The organism is Metabacillus mangrovi (assembly GCF_009711125.1).
GTDB classification, from domain to species: Bacteria; Bacillota; Bacilli; order Bacillales; family Bacillaceae; genus Metabacillus_B; species Metabacillus_B mangrovi.
This window is the reverse complement of the sequence record NZ_WMIB01000009.1, coordinates 53746-68063: the sequence shown is the minus strand read 5'-3', so window position 1 is coordinate 68063 and position 14318 is coordinate 53746. Positions and strand designations below refer to the sequence as shown.

15 protein-coding genes, 1 pseudogene and 1 riboswitch are annotated in these 14318 nt (G+C 46.8%); of the genes and pseudogenes, 15 read left to right on the top strand and 1 reads right to left on the bottom strand.

Annotated elements, in window-relative coordinates:
• The 15 genes and pseudogenes from GKZ89_RS10810 to GKZ89_RS10745 all read left to right on the top strand — a co-directional run bounded on the left by GKZ89_RS10810 (position 1) and on the right by GKZ89_RS10745 (position 13363).
• A complete protein-coding gene (locus GKZ89_RS10810; protein ID WP_430697138.1) occupies positions 1–1317 on the top strand; it encodes an O-acetylhomoserine aminocarboxypropyltransferase/cysteine synthase family protein in 1317 nt (438 codons plus the stop codon).
• Between the two features lie 95 nt (positions 1318–1412).
• Positions 1413–1525, top strand: a riboswitch (SAM riboswitch).
• A gap of 94 nt (positions 1526–1619) precedes the next feature.
• Complete coding sequence (locus GKZ89_RS10805) at positions 1620–2645, top strand: methionine ABC transporter ATP-binding protein (RefSeq protein ID WP_155112414.1); 1026 nt, start codon at positions 1620–1622, stop codon at positions 2643–2645.
• On the top strand, positions 2638–3306 hold the full coding sequence (locus tag GKZ89_RS10800; protein ID WP_155112413.1) for a methionine ABC transporter permease: 669 nt from the start codon (positions 2638–2640) through the stop codon (positions 3304–3306). The genes GKZ89_RS10805 and GKZ89_RS10800 overlap by 8 nt, the downstream gene beginning before the upstream one ends.
• An 11-nt stretch (positions 3307–3317) precedes the next feature.
• Positions 3318–4145, top strand: a complete 828-nt coding sequence (locus GKZ89_RS10795; RefSeq protein WP_155112412.1) for a MetQ/NlpA family ABC transporter substrate-binding protein — start codon at positions 3318–3320, stop codon at positions 4143–4145.
• Positions 4146–4289: 144 nt separating this feature from the next.
• On the top strand, positions 4290–4658 hold the full coding sequence (locus GKZ89_RS10790; RefSeq protein ID WP_155112411.1) for a carboxymuconolactone decarboxylase family protein: 369 nt from the start codon (positions 4290–4292) through the stop codon (positions 4656–4658).
• A gap of 332 nt (positions 4659–4990) precedes the next feature.
• A complete protein-coding gene (locus GKZ89_RS20990) occupies positions 4991–5143 on the top strand; it encodes a YuzK family famiily protein (protein WP_164502881.1) in 153 nt (50 codons plus the stop codon).
• A gap of 327 nt (positions 5144–5470) precedes the next feature.
• Entirely contained in the window at positions 5471–6256 is a 786-nt protein-coding gene (gene sufC / locus GKZ89_RS10785; RefSeq protein ID WP_155112410.1) for a Fe-S cluster assembly ATPase SufC, read from the top strand.
• 18 nt (positions 6257–6274) lie between these two features.
• Positions 6275–7573: a Fe-S cluster assembly protein SufD gene (gene sufD / locus GKZ89_RS10780; RefSeq protein WP_155112409.1), complete on the top strand. Its 1299-nt coding sequence runs from the start codon at positions 6275–6277 to the stop codon at positions 7571–7573.
• Positions 7573–8793 carry a cysteine desulfurase gene (locus GKZ89_RS10775; protein WP_155112408.1) on the top strand — a complete coding sequence of 407 codons (1221 nt, stop codon included), beginning with the start codon at positions 7573–7575 and terminating at the stop codon, positions 8791–8793. Before sufD ends, GKZ89_RS10775 begins: the two co-directional genes overlap by 1 nt.
• Positions 8783–9220 (top strand): Fe-S cluster assembly sulfur transfer protein SufU, encoded by a 438-nt coding sequence (gene sufU, locus GKZ89_RS10770; RefSeq protein ID WP_155112407.1) that lies wholly within the window; start codon positions 8783–8785, stop codon positions 9218–9220. The genes GKZ89_RS10775 and sufU overlap by 11 nt, the downstream gene beginning before the upstream one ends.
• Before the next feature lie 37 nt (positions 9221–9257).
• Positions 9258–10655, top strand: coding sequence for a Fe-S cluster assembly protein SufB (gene sufB, locus GKZ89_RS10765; protein ID WP_155112406.1), 1398 nt, complete (start codon positions 9258–9260; stop codon positions 10653–10655).
• A gap of 635 nt (positions 10656–11290) precedes the next feature.
• Positions 11291–11434, top strand: a complete 144-nt coding sequence (locus GKZ89_RS20985; protein ID WP_155112405.1) for a hypothetical protein — start codon at positions 11291–11293, stop codon at positions 11432–11434.
• A gap of 81 nt (positions 11435–11515) precedes the next feature.
• Positions 11516–11689 (top strand): annotated as a pseudogene (locus GKZ89_RS10755) (DinB family protein); the annotation flags it as partial.
• 204 nt (positions 11690–11893) lie between these two features.
• Positions 11894–12808, top strand: coding sequence for a hypothetical protein (locus GKZ89_RS10750; protein WP_155112404.1), 915 nt, complete (start codon positions 11894–11896; stop codon positions 12806–12808).
• 84 nt (positions 12809–12892) lie between these two features.
• The gene (locus GKZ89_RS10745; RefSeq protein WP_155112403.1) at positions 12893–13363 is read left to right on the top strand and encodes a DinB family protein; all 471 of its coding nucleotides are present in this window, start codon (positions 12893–12895) and stop codon (positions 13361–13363) included.
• A gap of 3 nt (positions 13364–13366) precedes the next feature.
• Here GKZ89_RS10745 and GKZ89_RS10740 read toward each other — a convergent pair whose 3' ends face one another.
• A complete protein-coding gene (locus tag GKZ89_RS10740; RefSeq protein WP_155112402.1) occupies positions 13367–14275 on the bottom strand; it encodes an arginase family protein in 909 nt (302 codons plus the stop codon).
• Between the last annotated feature and the right edge of the window lie 43 nt (positions 14276–14318).

The window sequence follows — 14318 nt, the reverse complement described above, 5'->3', positions numbered from 1 at the left end:
ATGGGAGAGAAGGGTTTCAGACAGGAAACACTGGCAGTGCATGGGGGACTAGTCAAGGATACGGTTACTGGAGCGCGTGCTGTTCCGATTTATCAGTCCAATGCCTATTTGTTTAAAGATACGGATCATGCTTCTGATCTCTTTGCGCTGAAGGAACCGGGCTACATTTATTCAAGAATTCACAACCCGACAGTAACCGTACTGGAAGAGAGAGTTGCACAGCTGGAAGGCGCTGCCGGTGCACTTGCGGTATCGAGTGGAATGGCTGCGATTACACTCGCTATCCTCAACATCGCGGAAGCCGGGGATGAGATTGTTGCGGCATCCAATCTATACGGGGGAACCTACAATCTTTTTGCTGTAACGCTTCCTAAATACGGCATAAAAACAATCTTCGCCGATGCATCCGACCCTGAAAACATCCGCAAGGCGATCACCCAAAAGACAAAAGCTGTTTTTGGTGAAATCATCGGAAACCCGAGCTTAAATGTGCTTGATGTAACGGCCGTTGCCGATATTGCACATGAAGCGGGGATTCCCCTTATAGTTGATAACACTTTTGCAACGCCTTATTTGTGCAAGCCGATTGAATATGGAGCGGATATCGTGGTTCATTCTGCAACAAAGTGGCTTCTTGGAAATGGAACCACTCTTGGAGGAATAATCGTGGATGGGGGCAAGTTTGACTGGTCCACCGGGAAATTTCCTTCCTTTGTTACACCGGATCCAAGCTACCATAACATCGTTTATGCAGAGGCACTTGGAGAGCTTGCATATATCGTGAAAGCCCGTGTCCAGCTGCTGAGGGACCTTGGGCCGGCGCTTAGTCCGAACAGTGCCTTTCAATTTACACTAGGCCTGGAGACGCTGCATGTCCGTATGAAAGAACATATTGCCAATACGAGAAAGACAGCAGAGTACCTGCAGCAGCATCCGGCAGTGAAGTGGGTGCTCTACCCTGAGCTTGACGGGCATCCTTCAAAGTCACTTGCTGAAAAATATCTCCCAAAAGGTGCTGGGGCGGTGATCGTTTTTGGGATTGACGGTGGTTTAGAAGAAGGAAAGGCGCTGATCAATCAGGTGAAGTTATGGTCGCATGTGGCGAATGTAGGGGATGCAAAAAGCCTGATTATCCATCCTGCCAGTACGACCCATCAGCAGCTTGGGGCAGAAGAGCTTGCCAGTGCAGGGGTTTCAGAGGATTTAATCCGGCTTTCTGTAGGAATTGAGCATATTGAGGATCTGCTTGAGGATCTGGGAGATGCCATTTATGGTGCTACAGGAAGAAGGATCGAACAGACTTCAGGGCAGGGGTAATTTTTGTTGACACGTAAAAACCGTCATGATAAAATCACTTTCAGATCTGAAATTTTTAAAAATTTTAAACCATTCCAATTGAATAATAGATTGTTCTCTTATTTAGAGAGGTGGAGGGACGTGCCCGATGAAGCCCGGCAACCGTCAGTCAGATGACTGAAATGGTGCCAATTCACTCAAAACGCTTGAGCGTTTTGAAAGATGAGAGAAAGGTATCCTGAATGATTATGCCTTTCTGCTCGTTTGCAGAAAGGCATTTTTTATTGCGAATTTCAGATCCATGACTGAAAGAAGGTGAATGCATGATTACATTAAAAGACGTGTCCAAAGTATACTCTGTGAAATCCGGCAGCATTACAGCTGTAGATAAAGTGAACCTGGAAGTGCAAAAGGGTGAAATTTTCGGGATCATCGGCTACAGCGGTGCGGGCAAAAGCTCGTTAATCAGACTATTAAACGGTTTGGAGACCCCGACTGCCGGCAGTGTAGAGGTGGCAGGAAACCGGATCGGTGAAATTAAAGGCAGCAAACTGAGAAAAGCACGGCAGGAGATTAGCATGATCTTCCAGCACTTTAACCTTCTCTGGTCAAGAACAGTCAGCGAAAATATCGCATTTCCGCTAGAAATTGCCGGAATTCCTGTTTCCAAAAGGAAAGAGCGGGTGAAAGAGCTGATTCGCCTGGTCGGTCTGGAAGGAAGGGAACACGCGTATCCCTCTCAGCTAAGCGGAGGGCAAAAGCAAAGGGTTGGAATTGCCAGGGCGCTCGCCAATAACCCAAAGGTTCTCCTTTGTGATGAAGCGACTTCCGCACTCGATCCGCAGACAACAGATTCAATTCTTGAGCTGCTTGTCGACATCAATCAGCGCCTGGGTCTGACGATTGTATTGATCACCCATGAAATGCACGTCATCCGGAAGATCTGCCATAAGGTTGCCGTGATGGAGGATGGAAAAGTTGTTGAAGAGGGAGAAGTGCTGGACGTCTTCAGGAAACCGAAGGCTCCGATTACGAAGCGCTTTGTGCAGCAAGTAACAGAACCGGAGGAGACGAAAGAAACCATCGCTCATCTTATCGATTCCTATCCTTCCGGCAGAATCGTGCAGCTCACCTTCGTCGGCGATGCGACAGAGCAGCCGGTCGTAACGAGCCTGATTAAAAATTACGATGTAAAGGTGAACATCCTTCAGGGAAAGATTTCACAGACACAAAGCGGCGCATACGGGGCATTGTTTCTCTACATTGACGGGGAAGATACGGAAATGGACCGGGCCCTGCAATTTCTCACAGACAATCATGTAGAAGTGGAGGTGGTGGCAAATGCTTGAACAATTACTTCCTGAAGTGAACTGGGATAATGTTTGGCTGGCCGCATCTGAAACACTTTACATGACCGGGGTATCCGTTCTGGCCACTTTTATACTGGGTATTGCCCTCGGCCTGCTTCTGTTCCTGACGTCAAAGGGGAACATTTGGGAAAACCGGCTCGTCAACGGGATCACATCCGCATTCGTGAATGTGTTCCGGTCTATTCCTTTCATCATCCTGATCATCTTGCTCATTCCGTTTACAAAAGCGCTGGTCGGTTCCATGCTCGGTGCCAATGCCGCACTTCCTGCCCTGATTATCGGAGCAGCCCCATTCTATGCACGGATGGTGGAAATCGGTTTAAGGGAAATCGACAAAGGTGTGATTGAAGCAGCAAGATCCATGGGTGCTTCAACGGGGACGATTATATGGAAAGTCCTGCTGCCTGAATCCATGCCCGCTCTCGCCTCGGGAATCACGGTTACGGCGATTGCATTGGTCGGCTACTCTGCGATGGCGGGTGTCATTGGAGCGGGTGGACTTGGAAATCTCGCTTATCTTGAAGGATTCCAGCGGAGCAACAGCCAGGTAACGTTAACGGCTACTGTTCTCATATTGATTATCGTGTTCATCCTCCAATTTATTGGAGATTTTATAACAAGAAGAATAGACAAACGCTAGGGGGAAAAGAAATGAAAAAATTAGTAGTAAGCACACTATTTGCCGTATCTGCATTTGCACTATCTGCTTGCGGAGCAGGCGGGAATTCAGGCAGCGGAGAAGACAGCAGCAAAATCGTCGTAGGAGCTTCCAACGTACCGCATGCTGAGATTTTGGAAGAAGCGAAGCCTCTTCTGAAAGAAAAGGGCGTAGATCTTGAGGTTAAAACGTTCCAGGATTACATCCTTCCGAACAAAACACTCGCTGATAAAGAACTGGACGCAAACTATTTCCAGCATATTCCATATTTCGAATCCCAAATCGCTGAAAATGATTATGAGTTTGCCAATGCTGGCGGCATTCACATCGAGCCGATCGGCGTTTATTCCAAGAAGTACAAATCCCTTGAAGAACTGCCTCAAGGTGCAACAATCATTATGAGCAACTCGGTAGCTGACCACGGCCGGATTTTAACTATGCTTGAAAGCGAAGGGCTGATCAAGCTGAAAGAAGGCGCAGACAAAACGAAAGCTACTGTTGAAGACATCGCAGAAAATAAAAAAGAGATCAAGTTCAAAGCGGATGTAGAAGCGAGTCTTCTTCCGCAAATCTACAACAATGATGAAGGCGATGCCGTTCTCATCAATACGAACTATGCCATCGATGCCGGGTTAAATCCTCAGAAGGATGCCATCGCTCTTGAAGGGGCAGAGTCACCATATGTAAACATCATTGCAGTAAATAAAGGGGATGAAGAGAAAAAAGAAATCAAGGCACTTGTGGAAGTTCTGCATTCTGAAGAAATCCAGAAGTTTATTGAAGAAAAATATGAAGGTGCTGTCGTACCTGTAGATAAATAATGAACATAGAGCCCTGCTGGAAGAAACAGTGGGGCTCTTTATTTATTATGCCAAGAAATAAAACGAAAAAGCAGCACGGGGTGCATGGCTGCTTTTACTGGTGGCATACTAATTCCGACCTTTACGGAATAGGAGTGGACAGGAATGGAACATATGGAGCCGCGAAACTCTACAGAAGCTGCGCTGCATCAATACAAAATGGGGTTGGGTGCATTTACACAAAAGATGCCGGAGTTTGCCCATCAATTCAATGCATTTACTGAAGCCTGTTTTCAAGAAGGAGAGCTTTCCCAAAAGGAAAAGCAGCTGATCGCTCTTGGAATCAGCCTGTATTCCCAAGATGAATACTGTATTATCTACCATACGAAAGGCTGCCTTGACCAGGGCGCCTCTGAACAGGAAATCCTTGAAGCAGTAGGTGTAACGGCAGCATTTGGAGGCGGAGCAGCAATGAGCCAGGCTGTAACCCTCGTCCAGGAATGCATGACAGAGCTTAACCAGCTCAAACAATAACCGGTTCGAAAACACCTTCAGCACAGTCTGGATGGTGTTTTTTATTTATGGCTGAGTCTTAACGAAGGATGCAGACGGCTCATTCCCGCATGGTTATCCCATTCTTTTATAAAACATTAAACGCAGTTATACGGAGCGATTTGAAGGAAAACTGCATCTAAATGTTTAACGAACGGCATATCCGGCTAAGTGATAGATAAGAGCAATATTCAGGCACTCAGTCAATTTGGAACGAAGTCAGCAGTTTGGTATCATTAAATCTGTTGATAAAACTGAAAGGATGATTCATTATTCTTACGCAGCAGAAGCTGGAACTTGAGCATACGGCCGAAATGGAAAAAGCAATGCAGCAAGCCCATGGAATGAGTTATGCAGAGTATGGCAGCAAGCTGGATAATCGTCTGAAGGTTGAACAGGAACGTGAAAGAGACTACAAAGAGAGTCAGCGGATGGTGGCTGAACATCAGCGCCAGGCACATTCGTAAATTATGAAGGCTTGAGAGAGGACCGTTATGGGAACGGTCCTTTTTTCCTGTTTTTGTATTCCATCTGTTTAATGGTATGATAAGGGTTCATGGCCCTGCCGGATCCACCCGCGGTATCTGTGTAACGGTTGTATTCAGATTTCATTTGTTATAAAATTAGAATGAGAATAAAATGAGAATGATTTGTTTATGTAACAAGGAAAGAAAAGCAAAGGCCAAAGTGGAGCCTGCAGCTGATTCTGCAGGATTTTTTGCGGAAAACAGGCACATTTCTCAGGCTGAGAGCTGATCTTTACTCATAAAATCCGTATCACTGGAGGTAGTATCATGTCAGGTTCAACTTTAACAATTAAGGATTTACACGTTGAGATCGATGGTAAAGAGATTTTAAAAGGTGTTAATCTTGAAATTAAAAGCGGAGAGTTCCATGCCATCATGGGACCGAACGGAACGGGTAAATCCACTCTTTCCTCTGCTATTATGGGCCACCCTAAATATGAGGTGACTAAAGGAAGCATCACATTCGACGGGGAAGACGTTCTTGAAATGGAAGTAGATGAGCGCGGTCGCGCGGGACTTTTCCTTGCGATGCAATACCCAAGCGAAATCAGCGGCGTAACGAATGCTGACTTCCTTCGTTCATCCATCAATGCGCGCCGTGAGGAAGGACAGGAGATTTCATTGATGAAATTCATCCGCAAAATGGATGAAAACATGGAGTTCCTTGAAATGGATCCGGATATGGCACAGCGTTACCTGAATGAAGGCTTCTCAGGCGGAGAAAAGAAGCGCAATGAAATTCTTCAGCTTATGATGATTCAGCCTAAAATTGCGATTCTTGATGAAATCGACTCCGGTCTTGACATCGATGCCCTGAAAGTGGTTTCCAAAGGAATCAATCAAATGCGCAACGAAAACTTCGGCTGCCTGATTATCACCCACTATCAGCGCCTTCTTAACTATATTACACCGGACAAGGTTCATGTTATGATGCAGGGCCGAGTTGTTAAATCCGGCGGACCGGAGCTTGCTCAGCGTCTGGAATCAGAAGGCTACGAGTGGATTAAAGAAGAACTGGGTATCGAAGACGAAACTGTCGGACAAGAAGCGTAAGCGTTAGGAGGGCTCAATTTGGAAACGCAAATCAAATTTGATAAAGATTATGTAGCCGGCTTTTCCGAAAAGCAAGGCGAACCGGATTGGCTGAAAGACCTTCGCTTGCAGGCGATGGAGAAATCGGAAGAGCTTCCGATGCCGAAACCGGACAAAACGAATATCACCAAATGGAATTTCACTGAATTCTCCGGTCATTCAGCAGAGCCGGAAAGCTATGCTTCCCTGAATGATCTGGATGAGGCCGTAAAAATTCTTGTAGATACAGAAAGCACAGACCAAACGCTGTACATCCAGCGTGATCAGACTCCTGCTTATATTTCTCTTTCCGAAGAAGCGAAAGCGCACGGAGTCATCGTAACGGATATTTTTACAGCGGCTAAAGAGCACAGCAGCCTGGTTCAAAAATACTTCATGCAGGACGGCGTGAAGGTGGATGAGCACAAGTTAACAGCACTGCATGCAGCACTGCTTAACGGCGGGGTGTTCGTATACGTACCGAAAAATGTTGAGCTTCAGGCACCGGTTCAGGCTGTATTTGTACATGAAGATGCAAAAGCTGCTTTCAACCATGTCCTTGTAGTCGCAGAAGACAACAGCTCTGTTACCTACGTTGAAAACTACATTTCCCTTAAAGAAGAGGAAGCGGTATTCAATACAGTATCAGAGGTCATTGCCAATTCAAATGCCCGCATCACATACGGAGCAGTTGACAATCTTTCCAAAAACGTAACGGCATACGTGAACCGCCGCGGTATCGCAGGGCGTGATGCACGGATCGAATGGGCACTCGGCATGATGAACGATGGAAATACGGTATCAGAGAACGTGACCAACCTTATTGGCGACGGTTCTTTCGGAGATACAAAATCAGTTGTTGTTGGCCGCGGACAACAGTCCCAGAACTTCACAACAAAAGTTGTACACTTCGGCAAGAACTCCGAAGGGTACATCCTGAAGCACGGCGTGATGAAAGACAGCGCCTCATCCATTTTCAACGGAATCGGAAAGATCGAACATGGCGCTTCTAAATCAAATGCAGAGCAGGAATCACGTGTCCTGATGCTTAGTGAAAAAGCCCGCGGAGACGCCAACCCGATTCTGCTGATTGATGAAGACGATGTAACTGCCGGCCATGCTGCATCTGTAGGCCGCGTGGATCCGCTTCAGCTCTTTTATTTGATGAGCAGAGGAATTTCACAGGCAGATGCTGAACGCCTTGTTATTTTCGGATTCCTTGATCCGGTTGTCCGGAAAATGCCGATCGAAGGAGTTAAAAAACAGCTGGTTGAGGTAATTGAAAGGAAAGTCCGCTAATGGACTTTTCTTATATCCGTAAACAATTTCCGATTCTGGACCAGAAGGTAAACGGAAAAGATCTTGTTTATCTGGACAGCGCGGCAACTTCCCAGAAGCCGCTGGCTGTTATAGATGCGCTATCCAAGTACTACCGCGAGTACAATTCGAATGTACACCGCGGCGTTCATACACTTGGCACGAAGGCAACCGACGGATATGAAGGCGCGCGCGAGAAAGTCCGCCGCTTTATCAATGCCTCTTCCACTGAGGAAGTCATTTTCACTAGAGGGGCGACAACAGCTCTTAATATAGTAGCTCTAAGCTACGCACGTGCCAATCTTAAGCCTGGAGATGAGATTGTCATCACACACATGGAGCATCATGCCAATGTGATTCCGTGGCAGCAGGCTGCAAAAGCAACTGGCGCCCAGCTGAAATACATTCCGCTCCAGGAAGACGGAACGATCTCACTTGAGGATGCAGAAAACACCATTACCGGAAACACAAAAATCGTTTCCGTAATGCAGGTTTCAAATGTGCTCGGATCCATCAACCCAGTTAAGGAACTGGCTGCCATCGCTCATAAAAATGGTGCCATTATGGCTGTAGACGGAGCCCAGAGCACACCGCATATGAAAGTGGACGTCCAGGATCTGGACTGTGATTTCTTTGCTTTTTCCGCTCATAAAATGTGCGGCCCGACAGGTACCGGTGTTCTGTACGGGAAAAAGGCGCTTCTCGAGAACATGGAGCCTGCTGAGTTCGGCGGGGAAATGATCGATTTCGTCGGTCTTTACGAGTCAACCTGGAAAGAGCTTCCGTGGAAATTTGAGGCGGGGACCCCGATTATTGCCGGTGCGATCGGACTCGGGGCAGCCATTGATTTCCTTGAGGAAGTCGGTCTTGACAATATACTGGAGCATGAGCATAAGCTTGCAGCCTATGCAATGGAAAAAATGTCCGAAGTGGAAGGTTTGACGATTTACGGTCCTAAGGAAAGAGCCGGACTTGTTACCTTCAACATTGAGGATGTCCATCCGCATGATGTAGCTACCGTATTGGATGCTGAGGGTATTGCAGTGCGTGCCGGCCATCACTGTGCACAGCCGCTGATGAAATGGCTGAATGTATCCTCCACAGCAAGGGCAAGCTTCTATCTGTACAACACGGAAGAAGACGTTGATCAGCTTGTCAGCGGGCTAATCAAAACGAAGGAGTACTTCACAAATGTCTTTTAACAATAATCTGGACACTCTGTACCGTCAGGTGATCATGGATCATTATAAGAATCCGCGCAACAAGGGAGCGTTGGAAGACAGTCTGACGATTGATATGAACAACCCGACTTGCGGCGACCGGATCCATTTGACGCTGAAAATCGAAGACGGTAAAGTAACAGACGCAAAGTTTGACGGGGAAGGATGCTCGATTTCCATGGCATCCGCCTCCATGATGACCCAGGCAATCAAAGGCCAGGATACAGAAACAGCCCTTAAATTATCGGAAATCTTTTCAGATATGATGCAAGGAAAAGAATACGATGATACGATAGACTTAGGGGATATCGAAGCTCTGCAAGGAGTTTCCAAGTTTCCTGCACGCATCAAGTGTGCGACGTTGTCCTGGAAAGCGATGGAAAAAGGTGTTCACAGCCAAGAGCAGTGACAGTAAATATAAACTATTAAAGAAGGAGTGAAGACGGATGGCTAAAAAGATGCCTGATATCGGGGATTACAAATATGGCTTTTCTGACAAGGACGTCTCCATCTTCCGTTCCAAGCGCGGTTTGACTAAAGAGATTGTTGAAGAAATCTCGCGCATGAAGGAAGAGCCGCAATGGATGCTCGACTTCCGTTTGAAATCACTTGAACATTTTTACAATATGCCAATGCCTCAATGGGGCGGAGATTTGAACGCACTGAACTTTGACGAAATTACGTATTACGTAAAACCTTCTGAGAAGTCCGAGCGTTCATGGGATGAAGTACCGGAAGAAATCAAGCGCACGTTCGACAAGCTTGGTATTCCGGAAGCAGAGCAAAAATACCTTGCCGGTGTTTCTGCCCAGTACGAATCCGAAGTCGTTTACCACAATATGAAGGAAGACCTTGAAGAAATGGGAATCGTCTTCAAGGATACGGACAGCGCATTGCGTGAAAATGAAGATCTTTTCCGCGAGCACTGGGGCAAAGTCATTCCACCGACCGACAACAAGTTCGCAGCCCTAAACTCTGCAGTATGGTCCGGCGGATCCTTCATTTATGTTCCTAAAGGAGTAAAAGTCGATACGCCGCTTCAAGCGTACTTCCGCATCAACTCCGAAAACATGGGGCAGTTCGAGCGTACGCTGATCATCGTTGATGAAGGCGCGCACGTGCATTATGTTGAAGGCTGTACAGCACCGGTTTACACAACCAACTCCCTTCACAGTGCCGTTGTGGAAATCGCAATTAAAAAAGGCGGCTACTGCCGTTATACAACGATCCAGAACTGGGCGAACAACGTGTTCAACCTCGTTACGAAGCGTGCTGTCTGTGAAGAGCAGGCAACAATGGAATGGATCGACGGAAACATCGGCTCCAAACTGACAATGAAATACCCGGCTGTTGTCCTGAAAGGTGAAGGCGCGCGCGGAATGACGCTTTCCATTGCCCTGGCAGGAAAAGGCCAGCACCAGGATGCAGGAGCGAAAATGATCCACCTTGCACCGAATACGTCTTCCACCATCGTGTCGAAGTCCATTTCCAAGCAAGGCGGAAAAGTAACGTACCGCGGAATCGTCCACTTCGGACGCAAAGCGGAAGGAGCCCGCTCCAATATCGAGTGCGATACGCTGATCATGGATAACAAATCCACTTCCGATACGATCCCTTACAATGAGATTCTCAACGACAACATCTCATTGGAGCACGAAGCGAAAGTTTCAAAAGTATCCGAAGAGCAGCTGTTCTATCTCATGAGCCGCGGAATCTCTGAAGAAGAAGCAACCGAAATGATCGTAATGGGCTTCATCGAGCCATTCACAAAAGAACTTCCAATGGAATACGCCGTAGAAATGAACCGCCTGATCAAGTTTGAGATGGAAGGTTCCATCGGATAAATGATAAAAAGCCTCGGTATATCAGCAATATACCGAGGCTTTTTTGTGTGTAAATGGGTGTCATGCCAACTTTGCCCAACTCGAAAGTTAGTGTCTTCTTAAGTGGCTATGTTAAAGCATGGTGTTCATTTTTTGCCAATTGTTGATTAAAGCGGAAGGCGTAAGACGCCCTGCTAAGAGCAGCGGGACAGGTGAGACCCCGCAGTGGCGAAGCCACGAGGAGGCTAACCGCCAGCCCTCCGAAAACGAACACCTGCTAGCTGCAATCAACAGCCCAATTCGACAGAGCCTTAATAAAAGGAGTTGTAAAATCTTATATAAGGAGGAATAATAACCATAAATAGATAATTTCTAAAGTTTTTACTGATAAATGCAAAGTTAGTTGAAACTAATAAAGTAATAAGGTTTACTTCAGTAAAATAAGGTATATTATACTTATTGAACAGATTCTCTTTAAAGATAGGCTATATTTAAGCGTGGTGTTCATTTTTTGACACCTGCTGATTGGAGCGGAAGGCGTAAGACTCCGTGCTAAGAGCAGCGGGACAAATGAGACGTAGAAAGCGAGCGCCTGCTAGCTGCAATCAACAGCCAAGTTTAACGGATCTTAAAGATAAAAAAAGTAGGTGAACAAAGTGGGAAAATATCAATTGGATTCCAAAGGTCAGGCAGCTGTGACAAAGTTTCATGAAAAACAAACGTCTGCCAAATTTGATAAAAAGAAACAACTTGAAAAACTACGTGCGGAGTATTTGGAAAAGAAGCAAAAAAACAGATAACTAATACGTATGACAACATAGGGAGAATATATGATCCCTATGTTTTTTTATTCGAATTTTTTCAATAGCTTCTGCATCTAACAGGAACTATTGTCCGAAGAGAAGGTTGAGAGCGAAGTAAAAGGGTTCCCTGTATCGGCGCAATGGTGGGAGATACTTGGAAATGCTGCAACACATAATGCTTATCACATCGGACAGATCATTTTTATCCGTAAGCTGCAAAATAGCTGGGATGAAGATGCTTTCGAAGGATAATCATATACTTAATTTAGGGTAAAGCAGAGGACTTGAGTCTTAAAGAAGACCGGAGCGGGTGTGTATAGAAGAGTTACTTGCAGGATTGCTGACTACCCTTCCCCATGTCTATTGGCTCAATTTCCAACCTTCAAAAATCTGTAATCCTTCCTTAACAATCGCTTGCTATGGTTAAAAGGAGACCAGATCAGGAGGAGATTAACCGTGAAGAAAACCGCTGGAGCTATACTTATTTCGCTTATGGCTGCGTTTCCTCCATTAGGAAATGCGAGCGCATCCGAACTGGACCTCGCATCCAAGTGGGCACCCGTCCATTACCAGGACACGGACAGTACGGATTATGATGCGGACTATCTGACTGCTGCCAATTTTGACGGAGACTGGAACATGCGCAACAATTGGGAGAATCAGAGCCAGGATCTAAGAAAACTAAAGGGAAGCGCTTATTATTCTGTCTCGGAAACGGAAACGCACTGGTTCGTCATCTACAGCTTCTACCATCCGCGTGATTGGACAGACTATCCTGATTTCGTGCTGGATACTCATGAAAATGATTTGGAAGGTGCGATGATGATTGTCAGAAAGGATGGCAGTCCATCTGGCAGCCTCGAAGGCATGGTCACGGTGTTCCATAATCATTTTTACTCGTATACTCCTGCCGGCAGCCCGCTGACAGACGGTGAAGAAAACATTGATGGGACAATTCAAATGACAGATGGCAGACCGGCGACCTTCCAGGAAGCGAAAGGACATGGTCTGAAAGCGTGGGACGGAAAAGAATTTCCCGGCGGAGATGGGGTCATATACAAACCGGCAGGGGAAGGCAGCGTTCCTTCCAGCGGGAACGGCAGAAATGCGGCTTATAAGCTGATTTCTGTAATGGAACCGGATGGCCTGTGGGATCGCAGGAATAATAGCGAAACGTATGCTTCTTTCGGAACTTTTGCGGGGGATAATGGGAAAGACAACGCCGCGAATGCACCTTGGGGCTGGGATGACTCAGATGACAGCCCGGGAAGAGGCGCGATGGCGCTTGATCCTGCTGCCCTGACGGATGCTTACTTTGACGGACTTGGGGCCTTCAGCAGGAATTATGCAGTGAACCCATATCAGGAATAAAGTGAAAAACCCGCCGTATTGGCGGGTTTTTTTAAAGGGATAGAAGCAGAGCTGCCGAATAGTTGCTTCAAGGAGGAGATGACAATGCAGCGAAATGAACGACTGATTGAATTACTGGATTCGACGTATGATCAGGAAAACTGGTACGCACCGCTGAAAGACGCTCTTGAAGGCTTAACTCCAGCGCAGGCCAGCTGGAGGCCGGCTGGTGAATCTGCACATAGCATCTGGGAAACCCTCAACCATCTGATTTACTATAAAGAAAGGCTAGCTGCCGGTATAGAAGGCAGAGTTTGGACCCGCCATCTCAGCGGTGATGAGAATTTTCACTTAACCGAGCCTTCGAGTGATGAGAAGGAGTGGACGAAAGTGAAGAGCCGGGCAGAACATGCCCACGCTGAATTAAGAGAGCTTTTAACAGCGATGCCGGAAGAAAACCTCAGCCGAAATGCCCTTGAAAAAAAGCTGCTTGACCAAATGCTTCATGAAGCCTACCATACCGGCCAAATCATTCAAACACGGAAACTCCAAGGATCCTGGCCGTCTAATCGGTAAAAGTTATTTTGCCAGGATCGGAAACCTCTCAAGCATATTTTTCATGTTAATCGCATCCCAAGGCATGTGCTCAGTGATTCCTAAGCCAACGACATTCGTTTCCGCCGATAATAAATCCATCAATTCAAGCAGGCGGGAAATTTGCATGGTACCCTTTGGTGATACAAGATACGGGCTTTCCGGATTGGCGAAGAGGAGAGAGCGAAAGGAAGCGGAATCGAGCACATCCAGATCAAGGTGGATGGCCAGATGCTGGATCCCGGCTTGTTTAATCCACGTTTTAACGGATTCAAGGCTGTTTGCCAATTCTGCGGCTCCCGCGGTCTTAATGGCAAGTCTGTTCAGGATCTCTGAATCATCCGGTATATCGATGCCCATTTTTGCGAGCGTTCCGGCTATAACCTCTCCTTCCTCTTTTGTAGACGCAGCCAGGCCTGCAATAAAGACGTTTTCCGGTTTTAGAGGAACGGGTACATGCGCTGCAAACTCCTCATCGCCCTCTCCAAGAAGATTACCGAGTGGAAGCGTATGACCGTAATCATACCCGGGAATTTTCATTATGTCAGAATGGGCATCAATCCAGATTAAGCCGAGCTCTCCGCCGTATCGTTCATTCAAGTAGGCAAAAGGTGCCTGCTCCACTAAACAGTCCCCGCCGAACATGACAATCCGGTCCGGCTGATGGGCATCAATAAGATGCCGGGCAGACTTTACTTGCTCCAGCAGCTGTTTTCTCCCGTACACTCCGTTTTCATTAGTGAGCGGAGTGCCGCTGTAAGGTTGAACGGGAACTTCAATCATTGGGTGATTACTTTCAGGTGCAAGCCACGCAAGCAGCTCTGCTCCGAATGAATAATGGGGGTTGTTTCCGCCCTGCCATTGCGGCATGAGCATTCTGATCGTTTTAGTCATTTTCCTCTCTCCTTTACATTCCGTTACGTCTAGCTTACACTGA

What these genes read in the sequence shown, in the direction of transcription:
- GKZ89_RS10795 (WP_155112412.1), top strand. Translation starts at nt 3,318, where the DNA reads ATGAAAAAATTAGTAGTAAGCACACTATTTGCCGTATCTGCATTTGCA.
- GKZ89_RS10810 (WP_430697138.1), top strand. Translation starts at nt 1, where the DNA reads ATGGGAGAGAAGGGTTTCAGACAGGAAACACTGGCAGTGCATGGGGGA.
- sufB (WP_155112406.1), top strand. Translation starts at nt 9,258, where the DNA reads ATGGCTAAAAAGATGCCTGATATCGGGGATTACAAATATGGCTTTTCT.
- GKZ89_RS10790 (WP_155112411.1), top strand. Translation starts at nt 4,290, where the DNA reads ATGGAACATATGGAGCCGCGAAACTCTACAGAAGCTGCGCTGCATCAA.
- GKZ89_RS10800 (WP_155112413.1), top strand. Translation starts at nt 2,638, where the DNA reads ATGCTTGAACAATTACTTCCTGAAGTGAACTGGGATAATGTTTGGCTG.
- GKZ89_RS10745 (WP_155112403.1), top strand. Translation starts at nt 12,893, where the DNA reads ATGCAGCGAAATGAACGACTGATTGAATTACTGGATTCGACGTATGAT.
- GKZ89_RS10805 (WP_155112414.1), top strand. Translation starts at nt 1,620, where the DNA reads ATGATTACATTAAAAGACGTGTCCAAAGTATACTCTGTGAAATCCGGC.
- GKZ89_RS20990 (WP_164502881.1), top strand. Translation starts at nt 4,991, where the DNA reads ATGGAAAAAGCAATGCAGCAAGCCCATGGAATGAGTTATGCAGAGTAT.
- sufU (WP_155112407.1), top strand. Translation starts at nt 8,783, where the DNA reads ATGTCTTTTAACAATAATCTGGACACTCTGTACCGTCAGGTGATCATG.
- GKZ89_RS10775 (WP_155112408.1), top strand. Translation starts at nt 7,573, where the DNA reads ATGGACTTTTCTTATATCCGTAAACAATTTCCGATTCTGGACCAGAAG.
- GKZ89_RS10740 (WP_155112402.1), bottom strand. Translation starts at nt 14,275, where the DNA reads ATGACTAAAACGATCAGAATGCTCATGCCGCAATGGCAGGGCGGAAAC.
- sufC (WP_155112410.1), top strand. Translation starts at nt 5,471, where the DNA reads ATGTCAGGTTCAACTTTAACAATTAAGGATTTACACGTTGAGATCGAT.